This window comes from Kribbella soli, from assembly GCF_004331345.1.
GTDB classification, from domain to species: Bacteria; Actinomycetota; Actinomycetes; order Propionibacteriales; family Kribbellaceae; genus Kribbella; species Kribbella soli.
The window spans coordinates 1,053,648-1,069,802 of the sequence record NZ_SJJZ01000001.1 but is presented as its reverse complement, the minus strand read 5'-3'; the positions used below and the strand labels follow the sequence as shown (position 1 = coordinate 1,069,802).

Below are 16,155 nucleotides of genomic sequence, written 5' to 3'. Positions count from 1 at the left end.
GGCGTACTTGTCGTTTACGACCGTCGTTCGGCGAGGCGGCGCTCCGGGGCTGGGGCGGCTTCGGCGAGGAGTTGGGTGTATTCGTGCTGGGGGTTCAGGATCACGTCGTCCGCGGGACCGCGTTCGACCACGACACCGCCGTACAGGACCATGATTTCGTCGCTGAAGTGGCGGGCGGTGGCGAGGTCGTGGGTGATGTAGAGGACCCCGAGGTTCTCCTCGCGTTGCAGGGTTGCGAGGAGGTTGAGTACGCCGAGGCGGATCGAGACGTCGAGCATCGACACCGGCTCGTCCGCGACGAGGATCGCCGGTTCGGGGGCGAGTGCCCGGGCGATCGCGACGCGCTGCCGCTGACCGCCCGACAACTCGTGCGGCTTCCGGTGGGCGAAGTCCTCGTCCAGCCGGACCCGCCGCAGCAGCTCGAGCACCCGCTCGTCGACCTGCTCGCGGGTGAAGTCCGGGTGATGAAGCTTCACCGGCCGCTCCAGGTGATGGCTGATCGTGTGGTACGGATTCAGCGACGCGAAGGGGTCCTGGAACACCATCTGCACAGCCTTCCGGTACGCCGCGGCAGGCGCACCGTGGTACCGCATCGGCTCGCCGTCCACCAGGATCGCTCCGGACGTCGGCCGTTCGAGCTGCATCAGCAACTTGGCGATCGTCGACTTGCCCGACCCGGACTGCCCGACCAGCGCGATCGTCCGGCCCGGAGTCAGCTCGAAACTCACCTTGTCGACGGCGCGCAGCCGCGTGGTCCGCAGACCGTTGCGCAGCCGGTACTCCTTCACGACATCGCGCATCTCCAGCACGCTCATCCGGCCTCCACGGTCTGATCTGTCTCATCCAGGGCGACGTCGGCGACCTCGCCGGTCCGTATGAAGCCGCCGCGCTCACCGGTCAGGCTGGGGAAGGACGACAGCAATCGCTTCGTGTACGGGTGTTTGGGCTTCGTGTAGAGGGTCAGCGCATCGTCGAGTTCGACGATCAACCCGGCCCGCATCACCGCGATCCGGTCGCTGATCTCGAGCAGCAGCGGCAGGTCGTGGGTGATGAAGATGACCGCGAACCCCAGCTCCGACCGCAGCCGCGTGATCTCACGGAGGATCTCCCGCTGCACGACCACGTCGAGCGCGGTGGTCGGCTCGTCCATGATCAGCACCTGCGGATCGAGCGCCAGCGCCATCGCGATCATCACGCGCTGCCGCATCCCGCCGGACAGCTCGTGCGGATAGGCGCGAAGCCGGTTCCGGTCGACGCCGACGAGTTCGAGCAGCTCGCCGCAGCGGCTGCGCCGCTCTGCCTTGCTCAGCTCGGGCCGGTGCGTGATGAACACGTCTTCGAGCTGCTCGGAGATCCGCAGTACCGGATTGAGCGAGTTCATCGCGCCCTGGAAGACCATCGCGATCTTGTCCCAGCGGAACGCGCGCAGGTCGTCGCCGGCCAGGCTCGACAGGTCGATGTCGTATCCCTCGCGGGACGAGAACACGACGCGTCCGCCGGTGATCGTCGCCGGCGGCTTGAGCAGGCGGGTGATCGCGTACGCCAGCGTCGACTTCCCACAGCCGCTCTCACCCGCGAGACCGAGGATCTCGCCGCGCTCCAGGGTGAGTGAGACCTCGCGTACGGCGTGCACGGTCGTCTCAGCGCGGTAGTCGATGCTCAGGTTCTCGATACTCAACACACTCACGCTTTCACGCTCCACTTGTTGCGTTCGGCACGCGTCTGCGAGCGCAGCTTCGGGTTGATGATCTCGTCGATCGAGAAGTTGATCAGCGACAGGGCCGCGCCGAAGAGGGCGATCGCCAGGCCGGGCGGCGCGAACCACCACCAGGCGCCGAGCCGGAGCGCGAGCCCGTTCTGCGCGTAGAAGAGCATCGTGCCCCAGGTGAACGATCCGGACGCGCCGAGCCCGAGGAACGACAGGCCCGCCTCGCCGAGGATCGCGAAGATCACCGCGAACACCACCTGCGACGCGAGCAGCGGGATCAGGTTCGGCAGGATCTCGACGAGCAGGATCCGCCAGCGCTTCTCGCCGCCGATCCGGGCCGCGAGCACGTAGTCGCGGCTGCGCACGCTGAGCGTGAAGCCGCGCAGGACGCGCGCGGATCCGGCCCAGCTGGTGATCGCGAGGACCGCGGCCACCAGCCAGATCGACTTGTTCGGGACGTAGCTGGAGATCACGATCACCAGCGGCAGACCGGGAATCACCAGCATGATGTTGGTGAACAGCGAGAACGCCTCGTCGGTCCAGCCGCCGACGAACGCGCCGACGATGCCGAAGAACGACGACAGCAGCAGTGTGATCGCACCGACCACGACGCCGATGATCAGCGAGCCGCGGGTCGCGTACGCGAGCTGGGCGAACACGTCCTGACCGCTCTGCGTGGTGCCGAGGAGGAATCCGTTCCCCGGCGCGGTCAGGCCGATGTCCCGGACCGCCGACGGATCGCCGACCAGCAGCGGACCGATCACTCCGAACAGGATGATCAGACCGGCGATGCCCAGGCCGACGGCCAGCTTGACGGTCATCGGCGGTAAGGTCCGGCGGCGGATCGGGGCCGCCACGGCGACTGCGCCTTCAGTGGTTGCTGTCATGTTCACCCCTCTCTAGGACCGCGCACGGGTGCGTGGGTCGATGACGCCGTACAGGAGGTCGACGAGCAGGTTCGCGCCGAGGACCGCGAGCGTGATGATCAGGAAGACGCCCTGCATCAGCGCGTAGTCGTTGTTGCCCACAGCAAGCAGTAGTGCCGAGCCGATCCCCGGGTACGAGAACACCGCCTCGGTGACGATCGACCCGGCGACCACGAAACCGAGCGAGATCGCGAACCCGGAGATGGACGGCAGGACCGCGTTCCGGGCGACGTACCGGGACCGGATCCGGCCCGGCGTCAGGCCTTTCGCCTCGGCAGTCACCACGAAGTCCTCGGACATCGTCGAGACCATCATGTTGCGCATCCCGAGCATCCAGCCGCCGACCGACGAGATGACGATCGTCAACGCCGGCAGAGCTCCGTGGTACAGCACGGACTGCGCGAACGGCAGACTCCAGCCCGGCGTCACGGAGTACACGTCGTACCCGCCGCTCAGTGGGAAGACCGGCCAGGTGCTGCCGAGCAGGAAGAGCAGCAGCAGTGCGAGCCAGAAGTACGGCACCGACTGCAGCATCGTGGTGACCGGGATCAGGTTGTCGACCCAGGAACCGCGCCGCCAGCCGGCGGCGCGTCCCAGCAGGATCCCGATCGCGAACGAGATCAACGTCGCGAGACCGATCAGGCCGACGGTCCAGGGCAGCGTCTGGCCGATGACCTGGGACACCGGCGCCGGGAAGTACGCGATCGACGTACCCAGGTCGCCGGTGACCAGGTGATGCAGGTAGGTCCAGTACTGGCTCCACAGCGACGAGTGGGTGTCCGTGCCGAGCAGTGCCTCGATCGCGTTCCGGGTGGTCGGCGTGACCGGTCCCTTGGTCGCGAGCTTGGACAGCATCAGGTCGACCGGGTTCCCCGGCATCAGCCGGGGAACCAGGAAGTTCAGCGTCAGGGCCGCCCAGAGTGCGACGACGTAGAAGGCGAGTTTCCGTAGCAGATAGCGCACGGCCGGCCCGCGCTCAGCTGGCGGGCTTGATCGTCTTGAGGACGATGCCGGCGTCCCAGGCCTTCCAGGCCGCGGGCAGGACGTACATGTTGTCCTTGGTCGGCCAGCCGGTCGCTCGCGAGGTGTTGAACTCGGTGAGCATCGAGTTCACGTAGACCGGGATGTAGGGCAGCTGGTCCGCGATGATCGACTGGATCTTCGCGTACTCCGCCTTCTGCGCGGCCTGGTCCGTCGTACCGGCGGCCGTCTTGAGCGCGGCGTCCACGGCCGGGTTCGAGAACCGGGACTGGTTGCCGGCCGACGCGGACTTGCCGACCGGTGCGGTGTTCGTCGTGGCGAGCTTGCTGTCGTAGGTGAAGTACGGGTTCGTGGACGCGCCGAGGCCGACAGAGTCCAGCGACAGCTGGAACTTGCCGTTGGTCTGGGCGGCGTTCCACTCGTTCCAGGACACCTGGCTCGGCTTGAGCTCGATGCCGGCCGCGGCTAGCTGCTGCTTGAGGGTGTCGTTGATCAGGATGTAGTCGCTCCACCCGGTGACGGTCTGGACGGTCAGCGACAGCCGCTTGCCGTCCTTCGTCCGTACGCCGTCACTGCCCTTCGTCCATCCGGCCGCGTCGAGGAGCTTGCCGGCCTCGTCGGCGTTCGCGCTCTGCGGGAGTTTCGCCGCACCGGCGTCGGCGATCCAGTTGTCGTCGCGGCCCGGGAGCAGCATGGTCGGCGAGCCGACGCCCGCGACACCGCCGCCGGCCAGCTTCGCGAGCTGTTCGCGGTTCATCGCCAAGTAGATCGCCTTGCGGACGGCCGGGTCGGTCTGCGGTCCTGCGCACCCGAGGGCGGCGTTGGAACACGTCACGACGACCGTCGTCATCACCGGCGTGTTCACGTAGGTCAGGTTCTTGCCGGACTTCATGATGTTGTCGATGCCGGGCAGATAGGCGCTGGCCCAGTCGACCTTGCCCGCGACCAGGGCGGCGCTGGCGGCGTCCGCGGACGCCACCGGCAGGTAGCGCACCTCCTTGATGGTGGGCTTGCCCGCCTCCCAGTACTGCTCGTTCTTCGTCAGCACGAAGCTCTGCGGCGTGTACGACTTCACCTTGAACGGCCCGGTGCCGACCGGGTTCTTGTTGAGGTCCGTCGTCGGGTCCTTGATGTCCTTCCAGATGTGCTCGGGCACGATCGCCTGGTTGGCGAGCACGGCCGGCTCCTGCATCAGGGACTTCGACTTGAAGGTCAGTACGGCGGTGTCGTCCGACGTGGCCTTCGCGATCGCGGCGAGGCCGGACGGGTTCAGCGCCGGCGTCTTCGCGACCAGGTTGAACGTGAAAGCAACATCCTTCGCGGTGAACGGCTGGCCGTCGTTCCACTTCACGTCGTGCCGGGTCTTGATGGTGAGCTCGGTCCCGGCGGCGTTCCACGAGAAGCCCGAGGCGAGCACCGGCGTCGGGTCCGACTGCTTCGCGAAGTTGTACCAGTACAGCGGCTCGTAGATGACGCCCAGCGTCGGCTGCAGCGCGGTGCTGCTGAACGGGTTGAAGTTCTCGGTGGTGATGTCGCCGGCTGCGACCGTGATGGAGGCGTCCTTGGCGGCGGTCTGGTTGCCGGCGGCGGCGCCCTCGCAGGCGGCGAGCAGGAGCGTGGTGGCGGTGGCGGCAGCTGCGGCGCTCACCAGGCGCCGCAGGCGTGGGCGTTTCGTCGGGTTCCGGAGCATTGATCGATTCCTTTCCAACGCGGTCGTCGAACGCGTCACCCGGCACCCGCCAGGGAAGCTGGCCGTAACTTAGTTCGCCTAATAAACAAGGCGCAAGGGGTCAGAAACGTAACGATTCGACAGCGGAGCGTAGGAGAGGGCTCTGGCTAGGCGGAGATCGCGAGATCCGAGCGGAGCATCATCAGCGCCGCGCCGATCGCGGCGGCGTCATGACCGCGCTCGTCGAGCACCACTTCGGTGTTCACGGCACGCCCGAACGCGGAGCTCAGGATCCGCTCCTGGATGATCGGCAGGTAGATCGTCCCGGCGACGGCGAACGCCGGCCCGGTCAGCACCAGCAGCTGGACGTCGTACATGTTGGTGATCGTCTGCGCGCCGAGCGCGAGCCAGGACGCGGAGTCCCGCAGGATCGCCTCGGCCCGGGAGTCCCCGGTCAGCGCCAGCCGGGCGATGGCCGCGAACGCCGCGACCCCGGTACGCCGCGGTGATCCGAGATCGAGGCCCGCCGCGCGCGCCTTGGCGACGACCGTGGCGGGACCGGCGATCGCCTCCAGGCAGCCGGTGCTCCCGCACCAGCACTGCGGCCCGCCGATCTGAACGCAGATGTGTCCGACCTCGCCGGCGTTGCCGTGGGCGCCCTGGTAGACGTTCCCGTTCAGCCGCAGGCCGGATCCGATGCCCTCGCTCATGAACAGCGCGGCCATCACCGAGACGTCGTGGCTGGTGGTGAGCCGGGTGCCCGCAGCGGCCGCGGTCGCGTCGTTCTCCAGCAGCGCGGGCAGGCCGAGCCGTTCCTCCAGCCGGCGATGGATCGGGAAGCCGACCCAGTGCGTCATCGACGGCGGCGCGGACGTGACGCCGCGGTTGCGGATCAGCGGCCCGGGACACACGAAGCCGAGCCCGAGGACGAGCGACGGGTCGACGCCCGAGCGCTCGATCAGCTCGGTCGTCTCGGCCGCGATCCGCTCCACGACCTGCTCCGGATCGCTGTCGTCGCCCGGCCCGGCGCGCCGCCAGCGGGCCACGACGGCGCCGGCGTAGTCGACCAGCACGTACGTCAGGCTGTCGGCGCTCAGATGGACGCCGACGACGTACCGGGCTGCTGCCCGGATCCGCAGCATCGTGCGAGGCTTGCCACCGGTGGACGAGCCGCGACCGGCCTCGTCGACGAGGCCGTCGTCGATCAGCCGCCGGACCAGCGTGGTGACCGAGGGGGCGGTGAGGCCGGTGATCTGGGTGAGTTCCACCCGGCTGACCGTGCCCGCGGAGCGGATGCTGTCCACAATGAGGGCACGACTGTTCGTCGGTGCCGGGTCGTAACCCGGTGATCGCGACGCGTCGCTGACCTGCTGCATCGGGACATCCGCTCTCTGCTGAGTTTGTTAGGTCTGTGAATATAGTGGCTTCGATGGCCTTGGAGGGCAGTGTATGCAGCAGGTGACGCGGGAGCGGATCGCCGGGCTGGTGCTGGCGCGTCCTGGGCGATTGCTCGGGATGGAGCCGTTCATGGCCGACGTCGTCCAGGGGATCGAGGAGGTCTTCGACGGGCGGCGGGTGAGTCTGCTGATCGAGTTCGCGGCGGATATCGCCGACGAGATCGCGATCTGGCAGCGCTGGGTGGCGAACGACCACGTCGACGGCATCGTGATGGTCGACCTCCGGGCGAAGGATCCGCGGCTCGCCGAGCTCGAGCGGCTGGCGGTGCCGGCGGTGCTGCTCGGCGGGCCGGAGCTGCAGGCGCCGATCACCAACGTGCTCGTCGACAACGCCGAGGGCGCCCGGGCGGCCGTTCGTGCGCTCGCGGATCTCGGGCATCGCGATATCGCGCGGGTGAGCGGCCCGCGGGACATGCTGCACTGCCAGGCGCGTGACGACGCCTTCATGGAGACCTGCGCGGAGCGGGACGTCCAGGGCCGGGTCATCGAGGGCGATTACTCCGAGGGCTCGGGCCGGGAGGCGACCCGGCAGTTGCTGACCGGCAGCCAGGTCCCGACGGCCGTTGTGTACGACAACGACCTGATGGCGATCGGCGGTCTCGCCGCGGCCAAGGACCTGGGCGTTCGCATCCCCGACCAGTTGTCCGTGATCGCGTGGGACGACACGGCCGTCGCCCGGTTGGCGCATCCGCCGTTGAGTGTCGTCACGGTCGACGTCCACGGTCTCGGCACGATCGTCGGCGAGGCAATCCTCACGGTCATGCAGGGCGGCGACGTTACGACGTACCAGGTCCCAAAACCGACGATCCGCCTCGCTCAGTCAACGGCGAAACCGGGGACACGACTCCCAGCAGGTCCGTGACCGCCTGGTCGTGCTCGCCGGCCGGCAGCCCAACACGAGGGGATATCCCGTCCCGTTGGGGGTTCTCCCTTGGTATGCGAGGGGAGAACCCAACACGCGGACGGATATCCCCTCGTGTTGGGAGGCAGCGGGCGATGCTGGTGCGTGGGCCGGCAGACCCGCGTGAAGGTCGAGGCCTGAGGTGATCCCAGAAGTGAGTGCAGAGCATCGTGAGTTGGAGTTGTTCCTGCATTTGGCGCGGACGCTCAACTACGGGCGCACCAGTTTGGAGTGTCATGTCAGCGCGGCCACGCTGACGCGGACGATCCAGCGGCTGGAGACCCGGGTCGGCGCGCAGCTTCTCGACCGGGGGCCGCGGGGCGTCGTGCTGACGGCGGAGGGGCGACGGTTCACGACGTACGCCGAACAAGCGCTGGGACTGTGGGCGGACTACCGGTCCGGCTCCGCCGAGCCGATCGGCCTGACCGGCGAGCTCCGGATCTTCGCCACCGTCACCGCCTGTCAGACCCTGCTGCCGGACCTACTGGCCCCGCTGCGTGAGGAACATCCTCAGATCCGCCTCGACATCCGCACCGGCGACGCGGCCGCGGCCCTCGCCCGCCTGGACGAAGGCGAGGTCGACGCTGCGGTCGCGGGCATTCCCAAGCGCCTCCCGCAAACCCTCGTCAGCCGGCCCGTCGCAGTCACCGACCTCGTCCTGGTGAAAGCCCGTGAGAGCCCGTCCGGCGGGCCGTTCGTTGTGCCGGCTCGCGGGCTTGTCCGGGACGCAGCGTTCCGGTGGTTCCGGAAGACCGGGACGAAGCCGGTGATTGCTGCCGAACCGGACGGGCACGAAGCGCTGCTCGCGCTGGTGGCCCTCGGCTGCGGCATCGGCGTCGTACCGCGACTCGTGCTCGAGTCGTCCGTGGTCCGCGATCAGCTCGTCGAGCTGCCGGCCGACCTGGAACCGCTCACGATCGGGCTTTGCGCGCGCCGCGCCGACCTGCACCGGCCTTTGATCGCGGCGCTCTGGGACCTGCGACCGTAGCTCCGGGGTGGAGCTTGGCGGGGACGAGTTGCGGCGGGAGCGGGTCGTCGCCTTCGAGCTGGCGGAGGAGGGCCTGGGTTCCCAGTTGGCCGAGCTCGGGGCCGGGCGTGCGCATCATGGTGAGTTCGGGATCGGCCATCGCGGCGGTTTCGGGGACCGTCAGCAAGGACAGGACGGAGATGTCGCCGGGGATGTCGTGACCGGTGTGCTTGAGGCCGGCGACGACGCCCAAGGCGGCGTACTCGTTGAGGACCAGGATGGCCGTGGTCTCGGGGTACTCGGTCAGCACCCGAGCGGCGGCGGCCTTGCCGGCCTGGGTGGTGTCGGAGCAGGGGATGATCCTGATCGGCAGGTCGTACGACGCGACGACGCGGCGGTATGCCTCCTCGGTGCGCACCCACGGGCCGTAGTCGTGGAACCGCGGATCGTCCAGATCGCCGGAGATCAGCACGAGCTCGTGATGCCCGTGCTCGCGCAGGTGCCGGACCGCGTCCTCGACAGTGGCGTCGAAGTCGATGTCCACGTGCGACAACCCGTCGAGGTCCGTCGTACGCCCGATCAGCGCGAACGGCGTACCGGACTGGCGCAGTACGTCGACCCGCGGGTCGACCAGCTGGACTTCCATCAGTACGACGCCGTCCACCAGGCCCTGCCCCAGCAGCTCGCGTAGCTCGACGCCGTCGTTGCCGACCGGCCACAGCACCAGGTGGTAGTCCTCCTTGCGCGCTGCCTCGGCCGCGCTGGTGAAGAACTCCGAGGTCGACATCCCGAACCGGTGTTCGAGCGCCGGGTAGGCCATCGCGATGATGTGGGTCCGCCGGCTGGCCAGCGCGCGAGCGACCATGTTGCGGCGGTACCCGAGGTCGAGCATCGCCTGCTCGATCCGCGCCCGGGTCGCCGCCGTGACCGGTTTGGTGTCGTTCAGCAGGAACGAGACGGTCGCGATCGAGACCCCGGCGCGCTGAGCGACGTCTTTCATCGTGACCATCGATCGACCCCCTCCGAACTCTTGACAGCGGTGTGACGTACGGAACATAGTCCTTCAACGCCTCAGTTAAGCGGTTTACCGCCCACTTCACAAGATACGACCGCGTTCCTCATGTTCCTCGGTTAAACGCTTAGAAGGAGTCCGATGTCATGATCAGCAAGCGGATCGCCGCCGCGCTGGCGGGTGCGACGACGGTGTCGCTCCTGCTGGTCGCCTGCGGTGACAACGGCGGCGGCCAGTCGTCCACGTCCGGCGACAGCGTCAAGAGCCTCACGATCCTGGACTACTACAACAACGACCCGGACAAGTCCCTTGTGCAAAAGGGACTTGACTCCTGCGCGTCGAAGCTCGGCATCACGATCCAACGGGAGACGGTGCCTGGTGACACCTTGATCCAGAAGGTGCTGCAGCAGGCCTCGTCGAAGACGCTGCCCGACGTGCTGATGCTCGACAACCCCGACGTACAGCAGATCGCCGCGACCGGTGCGCTCGCGCCCTTGAACGACATGGGTCTGAACAGCGACGGCGTCATCCAGGGCATGGTCGACGCGACGTCGTACGAGGGCAAGCTCTACGGACTGGCGCCGGTGACGAACACGATCGCGCTGTTCTACAACAAGGACATGCTCGCCGAGGCCGGTGTCCAGCCGCCGAAGACCTGGGACGAGCTGAAGGCCGCGGCGAAGAAGCTCACCAAGCCCGGCCGGTACGGGATCGCGTTCAACGCCAACGCGACGTACGAAGGCTCCTGGCAGTTCCTGCCGGCGATGTGGACCAACGGCGGTGACGAGACCGATCTGACCAGCCCGCAGGTGGCGGAAGCCCTGCAGCTGTGGGTGGATCTGGTGAAGTCGGGATCGGCGTCGAAGAGCGTCATCAACTGGACGCAGGGCGACGCGAAGGACCAGTTCGCGGCCGGCAAGGCTGCGATGATGGTGAACGGCCCGTGGCAGATCCCGGCGTTGGAGAAGACCCCGAACGTCAAGTGGGACGTGGTCACGTTCCCGCTGAACAAGCCGGACCAGACGCCGGTCGCGCCGCTCGGTGGTGAGGCCTGGACGGTCCCGCTGAACAAGGACCAGGCCAAGCAGCAGAAGGCCGCGGACTTCGTGAAGTGCCTGAACTCGGACGAGAACGAGCTGGCCTGGGCGAAGGCCCGGTTCACCCTTCCGACCAAGACCGCGCTGCTCGACCAGTACGCCAAGGAGGTGCCGTCGATGAAGGCGTTCGCCGAGCAGGTGAAGACGGCCCGCGCCCGGACCGGCAAGCTCGGTGACAAGTGGCCGGACGCCGCGAAGGTGATCTACCAGGCGATCCAGCTGGCGCTGACCGGTAAGGCTTCGCCGCAGGATGCCTTCAAGCAGGCCTCCGGCGGCTGACGGCATGGTGACGCTCACACGGACAACGGTGGCCGGCCGCGCGAAGTCGCGCGGCCGGCGCCACCGGGGCGAGACCCTCACCAAGGTGCTGTTCGTACTACCGGCTGCGGTGGCGATGGTGGCGCTGTTCGGCTACCCGGTGGTGAAGAACCTGTTGATGAGCCTGCAGGACTACGGGCTGAAGACGTTCTTCACCGGGGTCGCGCCGTGGGTCGGGCTGCAGAACTACAGCACGGTCGTGACGGACAAGCTGTTCTCGGACGCGATGGTGAACACCGCGCTGTTCACCATCGGGTCGATCTCGTTCCAGTTCGCGATCGGGCTGGGGCTGGCGCTGTTCTTCCACAAGAAGTTCCCGTTGAGCGGTCTGCTGCGTTCGCTGCTCCTGCTGCCGTGGCTGTTGCCGCTGATCGTGTCGAGCGCGACCTGGCGCTCGATCCTGGAGCAGGACAGCGGCATCCTGAACCGGTCGCTGATGGGGCTGCACCTGATCAACGATCCGGTGCCGTGGCTGAACTCGCCGTCGGTCGCGCTGATCGCGGTGATCGGCGTGAACATCTGGATCGGCATCCCGTTCAACGTGACCCTGCTGTACTCCGGTCTCGCGGAGATCCCCGACGAGCTCTACGAGGCCGGCCAGCTGGACGGCGCGACCGGGTGGCGCGCGTTCTTCTACATCACCTGGCCGAACCTGCGGTCGGTCGCGAGCGTGGTGCTGATGCTCGGTGTCGTCTACACGATCAAGGTCCTGGACATCATCCTCGGTCTGACCGGCGGTGGACCGGCGAACGCGACGCAGACGCTGGCGACCCAGTCGTACGAGAAGTCCTTCATCGACTTCAAGTTCGGCCAGGGCGCCGCGCTCAGCAACATCCTGATCGCGCTCTCGTTCCTGTTCGCGATCTTCTACCTGCGCGGCACCCGCCGTGCCGTCGACGAGTAGGGGGAAGAGCATGATGCGACGTACGGCGTACACCGTGATCGGCGTACTGATCCTGTGCGTGATGCTGTTCCCGGTCTACTGGATGCTGAACGCCTCGCTGCAGCCGTCCGGAAACACCCTGACTGCGGGTTTCCTGCCGTTGCATCCGACGTTTTCCGGCTACAGACGCGCTCTCGACGAGCAGGGCGGAAACCTCGTCACCAGCATGATCATCGCGGCCGGGACCGTGGTGCTGAGTCTCGCGATCGCGACCCCGTGCGCGTACGCGTTGTCGCAGTTCCGGTCCCGCTGGGTGTCGGTCGGGCTGCTCGCGATCCTGATCTCACAGATGATTCCGGGCATCGTGATCGCGAACGCGCTCTACACGGCGTACGAGCGGATCGGGCTGCTGAACTCGATCCCGGGGCTGATCGTCGCCAACTGCAGCAGCGGGATCCCGTTCGCGATCCTGATCCTGCGGTCGTTCATGCTCTCGCTGCCGCCGTCGCTGGTGGAGGCGGCGCGGGTGGACGGCGCCGGCTTGTTCCGGGCGTTCGTCTCGATCGTGCTGCCGATCAGCAAGAACTCGCTGATCACCGCGGGGCTGTTCAGTTTCCTGTTTTCCTGGAGCGATTTCCTGTTCGCGCTGACGCTGACCACGAAGGGCGGCGTCCGGCCGGTGACGCTGGGGATCTACCAGTATCTCGGCACGCAGGTGCAGAACTGGAACGCGGTGATGGCGACCGCGGTCCTCTCGGCGGTCCCGGCCATCGTGCTGCTGATCGCCGCGCAGAAGTACATCGCCGCCGGTGCCATCGGCGGAGCCGTCAAATAACCCTTAAACACAAGGAAGAAACTATGACGATTCGCGTACTCGTCTGGGGCGAGAACCGGCACGAGCAGGTCGAGCCGCACGTTCGGGAGATCTATCCCGACGGCATGCACGAGACCATCGCCGCCGGTATCCGCGAGAACCTCGAGGCGACCGTCACCACCACGACCCTCGACGAGCCGGAGCACGGCCTGACCGAGGACGTGCTGGCGGAAACCGACGTACTGGTCTGGTGGGGCCACGCCGCGCACGGCGAGGTCGAGGACAAGGTGGTCGACCGCGTGTACCAGCACGTGCTGTCCGGAATGGGCCTGATCGTGCTGCACTCCGGGCACTGGTCGAAGATCTTCGGCAAGCTGATGGGTACGACGTGCACGCTGCGCTGGCGCAGCGAGCGGGACCGTGAGCTGGTCTGGACGGTCGCTCCGACGCACCCGATCGCGCAGGGCGTCCCGCACCCGATCGTGATCGAGCAGCAGGAGATGTACGGCGAGTTCTTCGACATCCCGGTCCCGGACGAACTGGTCTTCGTGTCGTCGTTCTCCGGCGGCGAGGTGTTCCGCTCCGGCTGCACGTTCCGTCGCGGGCACGGCAAGATCTTCTACTTCTCGCCGGGCGACCAGGACTTCCCGGTTTATCACCACAAGGACGTGCGTAAGGTAATTGCGAACGGTGTCGCCTGGGCCCGTTCCGACCGGCCCGAGCGCGCGGTGCCGACGCTGCTGCGCTACGAGACCGGCGACTTCTTCAACGGACATGGGTACACCGGACCCATCGAGGAGCCTGCCGATGCCTGAACCCTTGCGACTGCTGCAGGTCGGAGCCGGCGGGATGGGGCGCGCCTGGCTGCGCACCATCGCCGCCAACCCGGACGTCGTCCTCGCGGGGCTCGTCGACCTCGATGTCGACGTGGCCCGGACCGCGGCCGACGAGAACGGGTTCGGCGACGTACCGGTGGCGGCATCGCTCGGCGAACTGGCCGATCGAGCGGATGCGGTCATCGATGTGACGGTTCCGGTCGCGCATCCGAAGGTGAGCGTGGACGCCTTGCTGCGTGGGCTTCCGGTGCTCTGCGAGAAGCCGTTGGCCGAGACGGTGCGCGAGTGTCTGCAGATGGTCGCGGCGTCGGAGGTGAGCGGACAGCTCCTGATGGTCTCGCAGTCCCGCCGGTACTTCCGGGCCATCGCGGCGTTCCAGCGTCAGCTCGCCGAGCTCGGGCCGATCGGGACGCTGTCGTGCGAGTTCTACAAGGCTCCGCACTTCAGCGGGTTCCGGGAGCGGATGGCCGAGCCGCTCCTGGTCGACATGGCGATCCACCAGTTCGACCTGTCCCGCAAGCTGATCGGGTCTGAGCCGGTGTCGGTGTACTGCGACTCGTACAACCCGCCCTGGAGCTGGTTCGACGGCAACGCGGCCGCCTCCGCGATCTTCACGTACGCCGACGGCTCTCGCTTCTCCTTCACCGGCAGCTGGTGCGCGCCGGGACTGGAGACGTCCTGGAACGGCAGCTGGCGCGCGAGCACCCCCGGCGGTACTGCGACCTGGGACGGGGACAACCCACCGGTCGCCGAGCTGGCGTCCGGTGAGGCACTGCCCGCGGTGATGGCCGACGAACCACAGGAGATCGCGGGTTCGCTGGTCGAGTTCGTCGACGCGGTCCGCCGTTCGACAACGCCGCAGTCCGAAGTCCACTCCAACGTAGTCAGCCTTGCCATGGTCGAAGCCGCCGTACGATCCGCCGACACCGGCGCGCCCGTCCACATCGCTGACGTCATCACCGCCGCCCACACCGAAGCGCTGGCAACCACCCAGGACGCAGCCCTGCACGCGGCGCTCAAGGCCTGGCCCGATCCGTTGAAGGCAGTCGGCCTGCAACCCTGATCTTTCAGTTCCTGCAACGGGGCGGTGCGGACATTGCGCTTGCTGCAATGGCCGTGCCGCCCTTTGACTTGAGGCATGAAGAGTTCGGTGTTTCGGGTTGAGCGGATGGATGTGCCGGGCGGGTCCGAGGACATCGTGCGCGGTGGGCGGGACCTGTTCGGGTTACTGCCTGCGGCGCTGCACGGTGTGGAGCGGATCGGCGTACTGGGCTGGGGACCGCAAGGACGTGCGCAGGCGCTGAACCTGCGCGACTCGCTCGCCGGGACCGGGATCACTGTGGCGGTGGGGTTGCGCCCGGGGTCCCGGTCCGTCGAGGACGCGCGCACGCAGGGGTTCACCGAGGAGAACGGGACGCTGGGGGACTGGCTCGAGGTCGCCGCGGCCTCGGACCTGGTGATCCTGCTGATCGCGGACGCGGCGCTGGCGGCGCAGCACGAGGAGATCTTCGCGGTCCTGAAGCCCGGCGCGACCATTGGCCTGTCCCACGGTTTCCTGCTGGGTCATCTGACCTCGATCGGAAGCGCCTTCCCCGAGGGGCATCCGGTGATCGCCGTGTGCCCCAAGGGCATGGGGGACTCGGTACGGCGGCTGTACCAGCAGGGCGCGACCGTCAACGGGGCCGGGATCAATGCGAGCATCGCCGTACACGCGGATCCGGACGGGCATGCGTGGGACCGGGCGCTCGCGTGGTCGATCGGACTCGGGTCGCCGTACACGTTCGCGACCACGTTGCGGTCCGAGTACCTGTCGGACATCGCCGGTGAGCGGGCGATCCTGCTCGGAGCGGTGCACGGTCTGGTGGAGGCGCTGTACCGCTACTTCCGGATCGAGGGCGCGGACCCCGTGACGGCGTACGTGCGGTCCACCGAGGCGATCACCGGGCCGATCGCGCGGACCATCTCGACCGACGGCCTCGCGGCGGTGCGGGCGGCGAGCGGGGACGAGGAGCTGTTCGACCGGGCGTACTCCGCGGCGTACGGTCCGGCCCGTGACCTGGTCGCCGAGGTGTACGACGAGGTTGCCGACGGCACCGAACTGCGCAGCGTGATCCTGGCCGAACGCCGGCTCGCCACCCGCCCGATGACCGAGATCGGCGGCAGCCCGATGTGGTCGCACAGCGCCGAGGTGCACGCCCGCCGCGGCACCGCACCGGCCCGCATCGATCCACTGACCGCGGGGCTGTTCGTGGCGACGATGATGGCGCAGGTCGACGAGTTCGCGGCGCGCGGTCACGCGTGGTCCGAGATCGTGAACGAGTCGGTGATCGAGGCCGTCGACTCGCTCCTCCCGTACATGCACGCCCGCGACGTCGCCTACATGGTCGACAACTGCTCCCGCACCGCCCGGCTCGGCACCCGGCGCTGGGGTCCGCGCTTCCAGGCGGCGTACGAGCAGATCGCCCTGCCGCACCTCGACCGCCCCGCCGACCCGGCCCTGATCAAGGGCTTCCTCGACAACCCCGCCCACGACGCCCTGGCCGCCGCCGCCGAGCTCCGCCCATCCGTGGACATCTCCGTTTAGCC

General features: G+C 67.9%; 15 protein-coding genes. 8 read left to right on the top strand and 7 right to left on the bottom strand.

Annotated features, from left to right (window positions below; translation table 11 throughout):
* Window positions 1-14: 14 nt before the first annotated feature.
* The 6 genes from E0H45_RS05345 to E0H45_RS05320 form a co-directional block, all read right to left on the bottom strand.
* Window positions 15-815, bottom strand: coding sequence for an ABC transporter ATP-binding protein (locus E0H45_RS05345; RefSeq protein ID WP_131335146.1), 801 nt, complete (start codon window positions 813-815; stop codon window positions 15-17).
* Complete coding sequence (locus tag E0H45_RS05340) at window positions 812-1,687, bottom strand: ABC transporter ATP-binding protein (protein ID WP_131335145.1); 876 nt, start codon at window positions 1,685-1,687, stop codon at window positions 812-814. The genes E0H45_RS05345 and E0H45_RS05340 overlap by 4 nt, the downstream gene beginning before the upstream one ends.
* On the bottom strand, window positions 1,684-2,595 hold the full coding sequence (locus E0H45_RS05335; protein ID WP_131335144.1) for an ABC transporter permease: 912 nt from the start codon (window positions 2,593-2,595) through the stop codon (window positions 1,684-1,686). Before E0H45_RS05335 ends, E0H45_RS05340 begins: the two co-directional genes overlap by 4 nt.
* 12 nt (window positions 2,596-2,607) lie before the next feature.
* Window positions 2,608-3,597 (bottom strand): ABC transporter permease, encoded by a 990-nt coding sequence (locus tag E0H45_RS05330; RefSeq protein WP_131335143.1) that lies wholly within the window; start codon window positions 3,595-3,597, stop codon window positions 2,608-2,610.
* 13 nt (window positions 3,598-3,610) lie between these two features.
* Window positions 3,611-5,305, bottom strand: coding sequence for an ABC transporter substrate-binding protein (locus E0H45_RS05325; RefSeq protein ID WP_131335142.1), 1,695 nt, complete (start codon window positions 5,303-5,305; stop codon window positions 3,611-3,613).
* Between the two features lie 146 nt (window positions 5,306-5,451).
* Window positions 5,452-6,660: an ROK family transcriptional regulator gene (locus E0H45_RS05320; RefSeq protein ID WP_131335141.1), complete on the bottom strand. Its 1,209-nt coding sequence runs from the start codon at window positions 6,658-6,660 to the stop codon at window positions 5,452-5,454.
* Between the two features lie 73 nt (window positions 6,661-6,733).
* On the opposite strand from E0H45_RS05320, the gene E0H45_RS05315 reads away from it, so the two are divergent.
* The gene (locus E0H45_RS05315) at window positions 6,734-7,603 is read left to right on the top strand and encodes a LacI family DNA-binding transcriptional regulator (RefSeq protein WP_131335140.1); all 870 of its coding nucleotides are present in this window, start codon (window positions 6,734-6,736) and stop codon (window positions 7,601-7,603) included.
* A gap of 193 nt (window positions 7,604-7,796) precedes the next feature.
* Window positions 7,797-8,630, top strand: a complete 834-nt coding sequence (ilvY, locus tag E0H45_RS05310) for an HTH-type transcriptional activator IlvY (protein ID WP_131335139.1) — start codon at window positions 7,797-7,799, stop codon at window positions 8,628-8,630.
* Here ilvY and E0H45_RS05305 read toward each other — a convergent pair.
* Window positions 8,554-9,618, bottom strand: coding sequence for a LacI family DNA-binding transcriptional regulator (locus tag E0H45_RS05305; RefSeq protein ID WP_131335138.1), 1,065 nt, complete (start codon window positions 9,616-9,618; stop codon window positions 8,554-8,556). The genes ilvY and E0H45_RS05305 overlap by 77 nt on opposite strands.
* Before the next feature lie 149 nt (window positions 9,619-9,767).
* Between E0H45_RS05305 and E0H45_RS05300 the strand changes: the two genes are divergently transcribed.
* The 6 genes from E0H45_RS05300 (at window position 9,768) to E0H45_RS05275 (ending at window position 16,153) form a co-directional block, all read left to right on the top strand.
* Entirely contained in the window at window positions 9,768-10,997 is a 1,230-nt protein-coding gene (locus tag E0H45_RS05300) for a sugar ABC transporter substrate-binding protein (protein WP_131335137.1), read from the top strand.
* A gap of 4 nt (window positions 10,998-11,001) precedes the next feature.
* Window positions 11,002-11,940 carry a carbohydrate ABC transporter permease gene (locus E0H45_RS05295; protein WP_202872201.1) on the top strand — a complete coding sequence of 313 codons (939 nt, stop codon included), beginning with the start codon at window positions 11,002-11,004 and terminating at the stop codon, window positions 11,938-11,940.
* A 10-nt stretch (window positions 11,941-11,950) separates the two neighbouring features.
* Window positions 11,951-12,754: a carbohydrate ABC transporter permease gene (locus tag E0H45_RS05290; protein WP_131335135.1), complete on the top strand. Its 804-nt coding sequence runs from the start codon at window positions 11,951-11,953 to the stop codon at window positions 12,752-12,754.
* A gap of 23 nt (window positions 12,755-12,777) precedes the next feature.
* The gene (locus E0H45_RS05285) at window positions 12,778-13,548 is read left to right on the top strand and encodes a ThuA domain-containing protein (RefSeq protein WP_131335134.1); all 771 of its coding nucleotides are present in this window, start codon (window positions 12,778-12,780) and stop codon (window positions 13,546-13,548) included.
* Window positions 13,541-14,632, top strand: coding sequence for a Gfo/Idh/MocA family protein (locus E0H45_RS05280; RefSeq protein WP_131335133.1), 1,092 nt, complete (start codon window positions 13,541-13,543; stop codon window positions 14,630-14,632). Before E0H45_RS05285 ends, E0H45_RS05280 begins: the two co-directional genes overlap by 8 nt.
* Before the next feature lie 75 nt (window positions 14,633-14,707).
* Window positions 14,708-16,153 (top strand): ketol-acid reductoisomerase, encoded by a 1,446-nt coding sequence (locus tag E0H45_RS05275; protein WP_131335132.1) that lies wholly within the window; start codon window positions 14,708-14,710, stop codon window positions 16,151-16,153.
* Window positions 16,154-16,155 lie beyond the last annotated feature (2 nt).